This window comes from Phnomibacter sp. (assembly GCF_036803085.1).
In the GTDB taxonomy this organism is placed as follows: domain Bacteria; phylum Bacteroidota; class Bacteroidia; order Chitinophagales; family Chitinophagaceae; genus Phnomibacter.
In genome coordinates this window covers 1-12,775 of record NZ_DAIRUZ010000002.1, presented here as the reverse complement: position 1 = coordinate 12,775, position 12,775 = coordinate 1, and the positions used below count along the sequence as shown (strand labels likewise).

The window sequence follows — 12,775 nt, the reverse complement described above, 5'->3', positions numbered from 1 at the left end:
ATATAACGCTTTTGTATTGCTGCTTATGGAACAATGGTGTAGGTACGCAAGCTAGTTTCATCATCGGTGTTGATGGTGGGCTGTGTAGGAATCACAATGTTTACTTTGGAGCGATTGTAAATACGACCAACGCCTGCCGCATAGTAAGTATTGATATCTGTAACAGGAGTGATAGCTACTGGCAAACCGGGAATGGTAATATTGCCCATCACTGTTTTAATGTGTATCACTTTGTTGTAGGCTTTACCATTTACTGTGTGCGAAATATTGCTGGCTTGCACCGTGTTGGTGAGTTTTACTGTGGTGCTGCCCACTACAGGAATGGTAATGGTTACGTTTTGTTCCCAACTGGATCCTGCACTCAGATTGTCTTTCAAATACAACAATTCTAATTGTTGATTGAGTGCCTCGAAATTGGCCAGCTGATAGTAGTCGCTGCCACTTTTGCCAAAGTAAACATTTGCACCCGCAGTACTGCTTACTACCCGGTAAGTACGGCCATTGAAACTGCTGTCTTTGCTGGTAGCGGTAAATGTAAAACTACCCGTAGCGCTGCTGATATTATTCTTGGTGTCGTAGGTCCAGGTACTTCCAGCTTTGGCAGGCTGATAGTCTGTAGCAGCAGGCGCAGGTGTTGTTTCTTTATTGCACTGCGCCGCCAATAGTGGCAGTGTGAGCAGAAGGAGCAAAGCATTTTTCATAATCAAGGTTTGAGAAAGTATTGCAATAAATGTACCACGAAGCTTGCTGGTGATTGGTTTATGTGGAAGCGGTTTTTTGCAGCAGTAGCGTAGCCATGCTTCTTTGCCCCATTACTAATGTGCTTTTTACAGGTTCTATCAATTGAAAGCTGGTCTGCTGTAAAAGATCATCGAGCATAAATTGATGCAGTATATACCGCCAGCTGCCATCGGGCATCAGCATGGGTTGTGTAACGTTTACGGGCATGGCCTTTTCCATACCAAAATTGGAAGCCATGCGAATGAACAGTGTTCCTCCGGGTTTCAGTGCCCTGTGTAATGCCTGAATCATTTGCATGAAGTCATCGTCGCTTTTAGCAAAATGCAAAACAGCACTGCAAATAATGTGGTCAAAACTTTCCGGCGCAAAAGGCATCTGGTTGATGGAGCAAGAATGTACATTTTCCTGATTCAACATGGGCAGTTGTGCAAGCAATTGTTGTAAGGCTTCAGCGTTGTTGTCAATGGCAGTTACTTCAAAACCATGCTGCACAAACCAAGGCAGGTTACGGCCATTGCCACATCCTGCATCCAGTAGCTGTTGGCCGGGCACATACCGGCCTTTGAAAATCTGATCAATCAGGTAAATATCTGTATGCCGCAGCAATTCTATATCCGTCATTTGGGTACTCATTTTTCTACAATGATGCGCAGCAATTTTTCCACCGCTGCTTCATTTTGGTAAGGACTTTTGTACACAAATCGATTACTGTCGGTACCCACAGCACTGGCTTTAAAAAACCACAATTGTTGCTCGGGCTGGCCGGGCATGGTGGCCGCTTCACCTATTTGCGAACGGGTGAATTTAACATTGGCAGCCGTTTTACTCATGCTCCACACATAGTCTTTGCGGTTGGGTACCCACAGCTCTACCAAAAAGTTGTCGCCTTTGCGTATGGTTACACTGGTATCGTTGCCGGTGAATTTCACCACAGCTGCAACGGTTTTTTGTGCACTGGCTTGCTGCTCAAAGCCAAGCAGCACAAGCAACAATATCAAAATTGAGTTGTACTTCTTCATGTTTAAATGATTACAGGTTAAAAGTAAGTGTGAACCCTTAATTTCATCGCTTAACGATTGCCTGCACTCATTTATTGAACACAAGTGCCGGATTATGACTGCTGAATTACAACGCCTGAAAGTAAATGCCACCAGCCGTGTGCCCCTCGAACAATGGGGGCCATACGTTAGTGACCGACAGTGGGGTACCGTAAGGGAAGACTATAGCGCCAATGGCGATGCGTGGAATTATCTGCCCTTTAGCCAATCGCATTATCGTGCCTACAAGTGGGGCGAAGATGCCATTGCAGGCATCTGCGATTATTTTCAAAACCTCTGCTTTGGTGTGGCCATGTGGAATGGCAAAGATGATGTATTGAAGGAGCGTTTGTTTGGCTTGGGCAATAGCGAAGGTAACCATGGCGAAGACGTAAAAGAGCTATATTATTACCTCGACAATACACCTACGCATGTGTACATGCAAATGCTGTACAAGTACCCGCAGCAGGCATTTCCGTACAAGCAGTTGGTGGAAGAAAACAAACGACGCAGCAAGCTGGAAACAGAATATGAATTGCTCGATACCGGTGTGTTCGACTACGATGAATATTTTGATGTATGTATCACCTATGCTAAGTACAGCAAAACAGACATCGGTATAAAAATTGCGGTCACTAACCGGGCTGCAAAAGCAGCACCGATAACATTGTTGCCTACGCTGTGGTTTTATAATCGTGATTCGAACAAAAGGCTGGAACAGCAACCACTCATTGAATGGATGGATGAGGGTGTGGTGAAAGCGACGCATCAACGGCAGGGTACGTACTATCTGTATTTTCAAAAAACAGATGAGTGGTTATTTACCGATAACATCACCAATATGTACAAGGTGAATGGAACGCCTAATGATTCCATTTTTACTAAAGATGCTTTTCATGATGCAGTAATAAATGGCAGTAACAAAGAAGCATTGCGCAGCAGAAAAAAGGGTACCAAGTTTGCACCGGTGTATCAGGCAACTATTGCGGCGGGTGCTACCAAAGTGTATCACCTGCGGTTGAGCAATCAATTGCAAACCGATCCGTTTGAAGGCAATGCAGAACGCATTTTTCAAAAGCGCCAGCGGGAAGCCGATGAATTTTACAACAGTATTTTTCCAGCCAATGCCAGTGCCGATTGGAAAAACATTCAGCGGCAAGCACTTGCTGGTTTGCTGTGGAGCAAGCAGTTTTATCATTTCGACATTGAACGTTGGCTCAATAGCAACGATGGCATTAGCCCAACGCATGCCAGTAGAAAAACAGGTCGCAACAACGACTGGAAACACCTGAAAAATCAGGACATTATTTTGATGCCCGATAAATGGGAGTATCCTTGGTATGCCGCATGGGACCTGGCTTTTCATTGTATCAGCATGGCGATAGTCGATCCGGTGTTTGCCAAGCACCAACTGCAATTACTAATGCGGGAATGGTACATGAAACCTGACGGACAACTGCCGGCATACGAATGGAATTTCAGCGATGTGAATCCACCGGTACATGCATTTGCAGCGTTACAGGTGTACAATATTGAAAAGCAAAAAACGGGGAAGGGCGATATTGATTTTCTCAAGAAAATCTTTCACAAACTCATCATCAATTTTACCTGGTGGATTAATCGTAAGGACACGAACGGTAACAACATTTTCGAAGGTGGCTTTTTAGGGCTCGATAATATTGGTGTGTTCAATAGAAGCATTCAGCTTAGCCATGATGCACGTTTAGACCAGGCAGATGGTACCAGCTGGATGGGTATGTATGCCTTAAACATGATGGACATTGCGTTGGAAATAGCCAAAGCCGACAGCAGTTTTGAAGACAGTGCTACCAAGTTTTTTGAGCATTTTGTGTTGATAGCAGAAGCGTTGAACGAACTGGGCTTATGGTGTCCTGAAGACAAATTTTTCTATGATGTTTTGACCCGCCCGGGTGCGGAACCATTGCTGATGCGCATTCAATCGGTGGTAGGTTTGTCTTCTTTGTTTGCAGTTTCCATCATCGATAAAAAGACGATGCAATTGCTGCCGGATTTTACACGCCGTACCAATTGGTTTGAGAAATACCGCAAACGAAATGGTAAGTATTGGCCCAATGAAGAGAAGGCAGAAGATGAAAAAATTCTGGTGTCACTCATTGCCAAAGAACGCTTGCTGGCATTGATTGAACGCATGATCAATGAAGCAGAATTTTTATCGGAAGGCGGCATTCGTGCCTTGTCGAAATACCATAAAAAACATCCGTACTCCGTCAATATTGATGGAAACATTTACAGCATTCAGTACGACCCCGGCGACAGCACATCCGACTTTTTTGGTGGCAACAGCAACTGGCGTGGCCCTGTGTGGTTGCCTATCAATTTTTTGCTGATACAATCCGTAAAAAAGTATGGCGAGTTTTATGGCGATAGTTTGCAAATGGAATATCCCAAAGGTTCTGGAGTGCAAATGAACTTGAAACAAATTGCTGCTGAATTATCGAAGCGGGTGATTAGTTTGTTTGAGCTCGACGAGAAAAAGCATCGCAAACTACATGCAGAATACAACTGGTTTTACAGCAAGCCCGAAAACCAACAGCTCATTTTATTCTATGAATATTTTCATGGCGATACCGGCCGTGGATTGGGTGCCAACCATCAAACCGGCTGGACGGCGTTGGTGGCAGAATTGATGAGTGAGTTGGTGGCTTAACAAAACAATTTTTTAATGAACATAGGTTGAGCTAATGCTGAGAAAGCTGCAATGGAATCGCCTTAATTTCATTCCATCGGCCTCGAAAAGTGCTCAGCGAAAACACTTCTGCTGCAGGTACTTTCGCAAGGGTTGTAGCTGTGTCGCCAGTTACCATTACTATGTAAAAACTTCTTGGCGTAAACAGGTAATCATTGTTTCGGGGTATCATACAATATCTTTCCGATTGGTTGAGTACCACAGCGAGGTATCCTTTTTTCATGAAGTCTGCTTTTTTTGCATATTCTTTTGCCTGGCGGGTCCAGGTGGCGTTTTGGTAACGGTTTTGAATGAGCACGTCGGCTGGAGTTTGAAAACGTATTTGTATTGGTGAAGTTTCAAAACGGCAGGAATCGGATACTACTGAAAGCTCCCTTAGTTCCAAATGGCTATTGGCGGGCAAACGGCTTTCTTTCAACTGTATTATAACGGTATAAGAGCCTACAAACGGGTGGGTTTGTGCCTGGCTTGTGGTTGTGGCCAACAGCAGCAAACAACTAAGCAGCAGTCCGACAATGCTGTTGTAAACACCCAAGTTTGCGCCATTCAATTGGCCAGGTTTCAACGGGCTATTGCTTTGAATATTCAATCTCATTGTAAGAGAAATTTTGGAAATGAATACAAGAAAACTACTTCATTAATGTATAACATTGCCAGTTACCATTGAATACCGTTAGCAGGGTATCTTGTTGTGAGAGAAAATAATTGCATCGCATGTTTTTGTGAAAACATGCGATGCATACTAAAAGGGATGCTGCAAAAAAAAGCTTACTTGATTTTGAAACGGAAACCTGCGTAAATCATGCGGCCGGTGATTGGGCCCCAAATCAGCGAAGCATCGAAGTAGCTGCCAAACGGATTCATGGGGTCGACAATGGCATTCTGCTGAAAATAGTTGCCCAGATTTTCGCCGCCAAGGTAAATTTCCAATGGTTTTTTACCCGACAGTGTTTTGCTGATTTGCGCATTCATCAGCACATAATCTGGCGACTGAGTAGGTTGCACCAATGCGCTTGGGTTACTGGCGGTAGAAGGAATGCGTTTGCTGCTGTTGTAGTTGATGGTAAAGTCAAATTTCCAGCCATTTTTTTCATACGCCAGATTGGCAAATGCACGGTGGCGGCTCAGCAATGGCTTTTCGAGCAGCTTGCCAACATAGGTACTTTTTACATCAAACAAACGGTAGGCCAATCTTACGTCAAACTTGTACAAGGGCGAAAAATTCAACTCTGTTTGAAAGCTGTTGGAGTAAGATTTTCCATCCAGATTGTAGAAGCTTGTTTTGCGTGGGTCTTCCATGTCTACTACTACCTGTTGGGTAAAATCGTTGCGGAAGAAATCGATACCCAATGAAGCATCGCGGCTAAACAGTTTGAACTTCTGATCAATGCTGATGCCTTTGTTCCAGGCCACTTCAGGGTTGAGGCCGTAGGCTTTACCGTTTTGTGTACCCAGTATTTCAAACTGGCGGGCACTTACCAATACAGCCGTATTTTCTGCAATAATGTTGGCGGTACGCTGGCCACGACCAACACTCAGCCGAACCGTTGTGTTGCGGAGTGGTTGATAACGCAAGTGTAAACGAGGCGTGGCAAACCAACCAAACAAACTGTTGTGGTCGGCACGAATGCCGGCTACCACACTAAACTTGGTGAGGTATTCATACGTGTATTCGAAGAAGGCGCCGGGCACCGCTTCTGTCCGCTGAAAGTGTTGCGCATTCAGGGTTTCATGGTACTTGTCTTGCACATAACTCAGGCCAGTTCTAAACTTATGATTGGTGTTGTTGATGATAGACTGATAGATGAGGTTAGCATAAAAGTTTTGCTGTTTGGCATTGTAGGTGGTAGTGCCAAAGTAGCTATCCTGTTTGTGGTCGAAGCCTGAGAGTTGCAAGCCAATGCTTTGGTATTTTTTCTCCGGAAATACATAGCCGATTTTAGCAAAGCCTTCGTAGCGGTCGGTATTAAAACCCAAACCATACATGTGGGTAGAACCCCTGTGCGGATTGGCTTTGAAATCCATGTCGCCGCCTACTTTTCTATCAGTAAGTACTTTGGCACCAAACTGTGTCATCCAGCCATTGGTGCCTTCGTATTTCCAGCGGTTGAGTGCGGTAAATAAATTGCCCGTAGGTAAGTCACGATACATGTCTTTATTGAAGTCCATGTTATTGTACAAGAAGGCATCGTGCAGCAACAATTCGGTGTTCCATTGCTTGCCCACTTTTTGTGCCAGGTTCAGGTTGATGTCTGTTTTGCCCATGCTGTTTACATACACATTGGCATACAGTTTTTCTGCCGTTTCGGGCTTTTTCATTTCCACATTTATCTGTCCGGCAATGCTTTCAAAACCATTGACCACACTGCCTGCACCCTTTGTAAGCTGAATGCTTTCTACCCATGTGCCGGGTATGTAATTGAGGCCCATGGGTGTTGCCAAACCTCTTGGCCCGGGCAGGTTTTCGACCGTAAGCTGTGTGTAGTTGCCACTCAAGCCAAGTAGTTGTATTTGCTTGTTGCCCGTTACCGCATCGGTAAAAGAAACATCCACTGAAGGGTTGGTTTCAAAGCTTTCGCTGAGGTTGCAACAGGCTGCTTTGTATAGTTCTTTTTCCGTCATTACCTGTGTACGAAAAGCATTGGTGGTGCTGATGTACAACGACCGCTGGCGGGCAGTTACTTTCACCTCTTGCAGTGTACCATTCTTGGCCATTACAACCATCACGGCTTCTTGCGGATTAATGGTAATGGTGTCTGATTTGAAACCGGTATAACTGATTACAATTTGGTCGGCACCGCTGAGTTGATGAATAGAAAAAACGCCCTGCTCATTCGTAACTGTACCTTGTGTGGTACCGAGCCAAAGCACAGATGCGCCTTGCAAAGGTTTGAAAGCGCCTTTGTCATTCTCTTCCAGTACCACACCTTGTATGAGTGGACCATTGCCAGTGCCATTCATCAAAGCTTCTCCGCTGCCATCGCGGTAGTGGCAGCAGGCTGGCAAATCTTCGTACACTGCGTTGTTGGCTTTCTTTTCGCCTATGTCGTGGCCCACGGCAACAATGCGATTTTCAATTTTATCCAGCGTGGTGCTCTTGGGGTTGAAAGTGAGTTTCAACTGTTTTGTTTCGGCACTCCACTCGGCGAGGCTAACACCCTTGCCTTTGGCGGCTTTCTCAATGCGGTCTTTACACATTACACAAAGACCTTGCACGGTAATATTAACAGTAGTGTCTGCAGTTTGTGCCAGGCTTTTGCCGACAAAAAACAGCACTAATACAACAGAAAAAATATAACGGAAATAAGTTTGTGTTTTCATAATACTTGGTTCAATGATGAACAATAGAAATACCCGCTGCTCCAATGGGAGAGCGGTTGGCATCATGAACAAGTATTAATTTCTGAAAACACAGTTGGCCAGATAAAGCGGCACTGTGTGTAATGGAGGCGAACCTCGAATAGCAGCGTTGGTTGTACTGTTGCTATTGTACACCGGAACGGTAATAGTAGCAAAGCTGTGTTGCAGCAAAGCTACCGGTACTTCGGGCACGGCTACGGTATGCGCCGAGCCTTGATTGTCGTCTGTATCGATATTGATTTGATCGTCGATACAGCAGCCGGGCATGGTTTTTTTCATGCCATGCTTGCAGCCTTTTTCGGTTTGCTTTTCGTAACCGATAGACATACCCGCTACTTTGCCACAGCAATAATGCAGGTGTACCGACATGCCGGAAACCGACAGTCCGTACAAACTCAGGAGCAATATGGTGAGTAGCTTTTTCAACAGCGCAAAAGTAGGCAGGCTTTTACCAAACCACCAAGCAATGCTTACTCAATGGGTGTTTTCATTCCTTTTTTAGGAAGATGTTGGGTAATTCACTCCAAAGTTTACGCAAGTTTATCCAGCGATTGTACAATGTCGCCCAGAATATCATCGATGTGCTCCAGACCAACGCTGATGCGGATGAGCCCTTTGCTAATGCCCACTGACAGGCGTTCATCCTCGGTGAGTTTGCTGTGAGTAGTGCTGGCCGGATGGCTGGCAATGCTGCGGGTATCGCCGAGGTTGCTGGTGAGGGTAAGCAATTGCAAATGGTTCATGAATTGAATACCGGCTTCCAGTCCGCCTTTCAACTCAAACACCACAATACCACCGCCGCGGCACATTTGTTTTTTGGCAATGGCATAATGCGGATGGCTGGGCAGCGTTGGATATTTTACCCAGTTGATGGCAGGATGTTGTTCCAGCTTAGCGGCTAGTATTTCGGCATTGTCGCAATGGCGCTGCATGCGTACATCCAGCGTTTCCAAACTTTTGCTCAGTATCCATGCATTAAACGGCGACATGCTGGGGCCGGTTTGGCGGCAAAACAAATACACTTCCCGCACCAGTTCTTTTTTGCCCACTACAATGCCGCCGAGCACACGGCCTTGTCCGTCCATCCATTTGGTAGCAGAGTGAATCACCAAATCGGCACCATACTGAATGGGCGTTTGCAACAGCGGAGTAGCAAAGCAGTTGTCTACCACGAGCATAATGTTATGCTGTTTGCACAAAGCACCAATCCATTCCAAATCGTACACGTCAAGGCCGGGGTTGGTGGGCGTTTCGAGGTACATCATTTTGGTGTTGGGCTTAATGGCTGCCGCTACTGCTTCTTTGCTGCTGAAATCGGCGTAGCTGTACTGTATGCCCCAGCGCCCCATGTATTTGGTAAGGATGGTATGGGTGCTGCCAAAAACAGCCGGGCTGCTCACAATGTGATCGCCGCTGCTCAAAAAAGTCATGAATGTGCCAAAGATGGCGGCCATACCGGTAGCTGTGGCGAAGCCGTCTTCTGCCCCTTCAAGGGCACACACTTTATCAATAAACTCACGTACTGTGGGGTTGATAAAACGGCTGTAAATATTGTGGTCGTTTTTTTCTTCAAATGCACCCTGCATGTCTTCCGCCGTATCAAACTGAAAGCTACTGGTGAGGAACAGCGGAGTGCTGTGTTCCATTTCATCTGTCAGCGGGTTTTGAATGCGGATGGCTTTTGTTTGCGGATGCATGATGCTTGTTTTTGTTGATGGCGGATGCGAAGGTAAGTGGGATGGTTGGTTGGTTCGTAAGTTGGAAGGTTGGAAAGTTCCAGAGTTCACAAGTTCCAGAGTTGGAGCGTTCCAGTGTTCGATAGGTTCACGAGTTGAACAGCCTCGTAATTGCTTTCCCTACTTCTTTATTTCTTATTTCCTATTGCCTTTTCATTAGCACATTGGCTAATTAGCTAATCAGCTAATTAGCTAGCTTTCCCCGTCCAGCGGTACACCTGCAGGCCCACTATTTCTTTCAGCAGGTATTGCCATTGGCTGAGTAAAGAAAGGTCGGGAACGAGCACTGTTTCCCAATTGGATTGGTTGCGTACCAATATGTAATCGGCCACATGCGCTTTTACCGGAATGCCGGCTTTTGCAAAACAACCCAAGGCCCGTGGCATGTGCATGGCAGAGGTAATAAGTATACTGGTATCCTGCACTTGTTTGCTGACTAAAAAAGGTTTTGCTGCTTCGGCACTTTCGTAGGTGTTGCGGCTTTTGTCTTCTACTAAAATGGCAGAATCGGGTACCTGTAGGGCCCGTAATTCCTTGCGTAAAAAAGGGGCTTCGCCGGGGCGGTTTTGTTGCAAGCTGCCATCGCCGCCACTTAGTAAAATGTATTGCACTTTGCCTGTATGATACAATCTGGCTGCCTGAATAAAACGGCTGGCCGTGCTGCCAAAATACCGCTGCAGGCTATCATCGGCATAGCTCATGCCACCCAGTAAAATACCCATGCGATAGTTGCGCTGATGCACTTGTGGCTCCACTTTGGGTTGCCAGTGCCAGGCCACGGTTTGGTACAACCATTGATTGCTGGCCAGCAACGTAATGATGAGTGCTGCCCAACCCAATCGTTTTTTCCAAACGGTTTTGCGCAGCAGCCACATGCCTGCCAACAACAGCAGCACCCAATGATAAGGCACCAGCAGGAAGTACAGGATTTTTGAGAAGGTGAAAAACATGCGGCGAAAATAACGCGTAAGTAATGCATCTATTAAAATTCCCAATACGGGAACTTTTGCTACATTTGTCAAAACGGAAAGCTTGCGGGTAATAGCGAAGAAAATATTACGAGACTTTTGGGAAAAGCATCCAGACTGCCAGCAACAGTTACAGGCTTGGTATCAGGAAGCAAGCAAAGCCACATGGAAGACACCGGCATTTATCAAAAGAGAGTATCCGTCGGCAAGCATTTTGGAAGGTAACAGGGTTGTTTTTAATATCAAAGGCAACCATTACCGCTTGATTGTAAAAATCAATTATGATTATCAAATGGTATGGATTCGCTTTATTGGAACCCATGCCGAATACGACAATATTGACGCTTCTAAAATCTAAGCCATGACAGTAAAACCTATCAAAACAAAAAAAGAATATCAGCAAGCTATGGAACGACTGGAGGTGCTGTTTGATGCTAAAAAAGGAACTCCCGAAGGTGATGAGTTAGAAGTGCTGAGTATCCTGATTGAAAAATATGAGGATGAACATGTTGATATCGGATTTCCTGACCCTATTGAGGCCATTAAATTTCGCATGGAGCAATTGGGCTATAATCAGGCTGACCTTGCCAATGTGGTAGGACTCAAAAGCAGGGCCAGCGAAATCCTGAACAAAAAACGGAAGCTATCGCTGGAAATGATTCGGCAACTGCATGAAAAATTACATATCCCAACAGATGTGTTAATACAGCCGTATTGATGAGTGAAGTTCTTCAATATTTATTCTGAGCTCTTCGAGATTTGCAAAGTCGATGTTTCTGCGGCCGATTTGCAATCGGCGTTCTGGTGCAAGGGTCTTAATTTCATTTTTTCGGGTTATTATACTCTAAAAATTTATTTACATGACAAAGCAGCAAGGTCGAATAAATTTGAAATCTAGCAAATGCTTAAACATTTACTTGATAACAGTTCTGCTTTTATCTATTCTATTAGTTGCTACCTATTTTTCAAAATTCAATTCGTTCAAGCTTTCATCAAATCATAGTGATTGGGGAAACTTTGGGAGCTATTTGGGAGGTACGTTGGGGATTGCTTTATCAGGAATCTCAATCTACCTGCTTTATGAAACTTATTTGAGTCAAAAAAAACAGATTCAATTACAGGCGTTTGAATCAAAAGTTCGTTATTTAGACCTTCAGTATACTCAGATAATTAACGACATTAATGATTTGTCATTTGACGATAAAAAAGGTATTAATGCTCTTTATTCATGGAACGAGTCACACACTAATACGCCAAATAATGTGGTAAACTCATTGAACTTCATAGCACATACTTTTTCGATACATATAACTACTATAAAGGAGCTTGCCGAGAGTGACGAGAGTGTTAGAAACTATTTGCTTGTAAGAGCATATCTAATGTTTCACTCAAAGATTATTTGGCCTGTATTCGCAAAAATATATGATGACCCAGCATTTAGAAATCACGATGACAATCTATTCGAAAATCTCAATAAATTAATTTGTGAAACATATACAGTTTTGCTTCGGCATAAAAAATTAACTCCACCAAAAGACGAAAGAATTTGTTCCATTTTAAAAAGTCAACATAGCTAACTTAGGGTTTTAATAATGGTATAATAGCTTATCAGCCAATTGTAATGTTCAACTTCACACTCATTAAATATTACTCAGTGAAAAAGCACTAACAATCCTATCCTGCTTTGTGTCTATAATTGCTGCTGCCCAAATAGAATTACCTCTGCAAGACAGCAGCATAGTTTATGAAGAAGTTATTGCTGCTGATAGCGTTACTAAAAACCAACTCTTCGACAACATAAAACTTTGGTTTGCAAATTCATTTCAAAGTAGCAATGAAGTCATTCAAAGCTCAGATAAGGAAAGTGGTTACATCATAGGTAAAGGATCACAAGTTCTCACCCCAAGTATTGCAGGTAGTGCTATTTATTATCTAAAATTTTCAATTAGAGTTGATGTTAAGGATAATAAGTTCAGATTCCGACTCTACGACTTTTTAGTCTACAGTCCGCCTTGGAGAAATAGCGGGGAGTATTCTGTATCTCTTTCAGAACTTTACAAATATTATAAGTTGGGAGAAAAGTCGAAATCGTATCAACTTTTCATGGAGTCGAAATCAGCTTTCCTTACTAGAGTTGAATCTTATTGTTCTGTAGGCGGACCCAAAATTCGGCAGTTAATAATTAGAGTATCTGTCTAATTTTAA

13 protein-coding genes are annotated in these 12,775 nt (G+C 44.1%); 5 read left to right on the top strand and 8 right to left on the bottom strand.

The window, feature by feature from the left end; genetic code table 11:
- Nucleotides 1-23: 23 nt before the first annotated feature.
- The 3 genes from V7Q13_RS03965 to V7Q13_RS03955 are packed head-to-tail and all read right to left on the bottom strand — an operon-like array spanning nucleotide 24 to nucleotide 1,760.
- A complete protein-coding gene (locus V7Q13_RS03965; RefSeq protein WP_333799382.1) occupies nucleotides 24-701 on the bottom strand; it encodes a hypothetical protein in 678 nt (225 codons plus the stop codon).
- A gap of 58 nt (nucleotides 702-759) precedes the next feature.
- Nucleotides 760-1,374, bottom strand: a complete 615-nt coding sequence (locus V7Q13_RS03960) for a class I SAM-dependent methyltransferase (RefSeq protein WP_333799381.1) — start codon at nucleotides 1,372-1,374, stop codon at nucleotides 760-762.
- Nucleotides 1,371-1,760, bottom strand: coding sequence for a protease inhibitor I42 family protein (locus V7Q13_RS03955; RefSeq protein ID WP_333799380.1), 390 nt, complete (start codon nucleotides 1,758-1,760; stop codon nucleotides 1,371-1,373). The genes V7Q13_RS03960 and V7Q13_RS03955 overlap by 4 nt, the downstream gene beginning before the upstream one ends.
- A 94-nt stretch (nucleotides 1,761-1,854) precedes the next feature.
- On the opposite strand from V7Q13_RS03955, the gene V7Q13_RS03950 reads away from it, so the two are divergent.
- On the top strand, nucleotides 1,855-4,467 hold the full coding sequence (locus tag V7Q13_RS03950; RefSeq protein WP_333799379.1) for an MGH1-like glycoside hydrolase domain-containing protein: 2,613 nt from the start codon (nucleotides 1,855-1,857) through the stop codon (nucleotides 4,465-4,467).
- 31 nt (nucleotides 4,468-4,498) lie between these two features.
- Here the strand turns inward: V7Q13_RS03950 and V7Q13_RS03945 are convergent, their stop codons facing one another.
- From V7Q13_RS03945 to V7Q13_RS03925, 5 genes are all read right to left on the bottom strand, one after another.
- Nucleotides 4,499-5,101, bottom strand: coding sequence for a hypothetical protein (locus tag V7Q13_RS03945; RefSeq protein WP_333799378.1), 603 nt, complete (start codon nucleotides 5,099-5,101; stop codon nucleotides 4,499-4,501).
- A gap of 173 nt (nucleotides 5,102-5,274) precedes the next feature.
- A complete protein-coding gene (locus V7Q13_RS03940; protein WP_333799377.1) occupies nucleotides 5,275-7,893 on the bottom strand; it encodes a TonB-dependent receptor domain-containing protein in 2,619 nt (872 codons plus the stop codon).
- Nucleotides 7,894-7,902: 9 nt separating this feature from the next.
- A complete protein-coding gene (locus tag V7Q13_RS03935; RefSeq protein WP_333799376.1) occupies nucleotides 7,903-8,292 on the bottom strand; it encodes an HYC_CC_PP family protein in 390 nt (129 codons plus the stop codon).
- A 104-nt stretch (nucleotides 8,293-8,396) separates the two neighbouring features.
- A complete protein-coding gene (locus V7Q13_RS03930; protein ID WP_333799375.1) occupies nucleotides 8,397-9,563 on the bottom strand; it encodes a trans-sulfuration enzyme family protein in 1,167 nt (388 codons plus the stop codon).
- 227 nt (nucleotides 9,564-9,790) lie between these two features.
- Nucleotides 9,791-10,552, bottom strand: a complete 762-nt coding sequence (locus V7Q13_RS03925) for a YdcF family protein (protein ID WP_333799374.1) — start codon at nucleotides 10,550-10,552, stop codon at nucleotides 9,791-9,793.
- 82 nt (nucleotides 10,553-10,634) lie between these two features.
- On the opposite strand from V7Q13_RS03925, the gene V7Q13_RS03920 reads away from it, so the two are divergent.
- The 4 genes from V7Q13_RS03920 to V7Q13_RS03905 all read left to right on the top strand — a co-directional run bounded on the left by V7Q13_RS03920 (nucleotide 10,635) and on the right by V7Q13_RS03905 (nucleotide 12,769).
- Nucleotides 10,635-10,928: a type II toxin-antitoxin system HigB family toxin gene (locus tag V7Q13_RS03920; RefSeq protein ID WP_333799373.1), complete on the top strand. Its 294-nt coding sequence runs from the start codon at nucleotides 10,635-10,637 to the stop codon at nucleotides 10,926-10,928.
- A gap of 3 nt (nucleotides 10,929-10,931) precedes the next feature.
- Nucleotides 10,932-11,288 carry a helix-turn-helix domain-containing protein gene (locus V7Q13_RS03915; protein ID WP_333799372.1) on the top strand — a complete coding sequence of 119 codons (357 nt, stop codon included), beginning with the start codon at nucleotides 10,932-10,934 and terminating at the stop codon, nucleotides 11,286-11,288.
- A gap of 142 nt (nucleotides 11,289-11,430) precedes the next feature.
- Nucleotides 11,431-12,147, top strand: a complete 717-nt coding sequence (locus tag V7Q13_RS03910; protein ID WP_333799371.1) for a hypothetical protein — start codon at nucleotides 11,431-11,433, stop codon at nucleotides 12,145-12,147.
- Between the two features lie 109 nt (nucleotides 12,148-12,256).
- Nucleotides 12,257-12,769, top strand: a complete 513-nt coding sequence (locus V7Q13_RS03905; protein ID WP_333799370.1) for a DUF4468 domain-containing protein — start codon at nucleotides 12,257-12,259, stop codon at nucleotides 12,767-12,769.
- Nucleotides 12,770-12,775 lie beyond the last annotated feature (6 nt).

Excerpts from the sequence above, each read along its gene's own strand:
- V7Q13_RS03950 (WP_333799379.1), top strand. The coding sequence starts at position 1,855 with ATGACTGCTGAATTACAACGCCTGAAAGTAAATGCCACCAGCCGTGTG.
- V7Q13_RS03925 (WP_333799374.1), bottom strand. The coding sequence starts at position 10,552 with ATGTTTTTCACCTTCTCAAAAATCCTGTACTTCCTGCTGGTGCCTTAT.
- V7Q13_RS03910 (WP_333799371.1), top strand. The coding sequence starts at position 11,431 with ATGACAAAGCAGCAAGGTCGAATAAATTTGAAATCTAGCAAATGCTTA.
- V7Q13_RS03915 (WP_333799372.1), top strand. The coding sequence starts at position 10,932 with ATGACAGTAAAACCTATCAAAACAAAAAAAGAATATCAGCAAGCTATG.
- V7Q13_RS03945 (WP_333799378.1), bottom strand. The coding sequence starts at position 5,101 with ATGAGATTGAATATTCAAAGCAATAGCCCGTTGAAACCTGGCCAATTG.
- V7Q13_RS03965 (WP_333799382.1), bottom strand. The coding sequence starts at position 701 with ATGAAAAATGCTTTGCTCCTTCTGCTCACACTGCCACTATTGGCGGCG.
- V7Q13_RS03930 (WP_333799375.1), bottom strand. The coding sequence starts at position 9,563 with ATGCATCCGCAAACAAAAGCCATCCGCATTCAAAACCCGCTGACAGAT.
- V7Q13_RS03960 (WP_333799381.1), bottom strand. The coding sequence starts at position 1,374 with ATGAGTACCCAAATGACGGATATAGAATTGCTGCGGCATACAGATATT.
- V7Q13_RS03940 (WP_333799377.1), bottom strand. The coding sequence starts at position 7,893 with ATGATGCCAACCGCTCTCCCATTGGAGCAGCGGGTATTTCTATTGTTC.
- V7Q13_RS03955 (WP_333799380.1), bottom strand. The coding sequence starts at position 1,760 with ATGAAGAAGTACAACTCAATTTTGATATTGTTGCTTGTGCTGCTTGGC.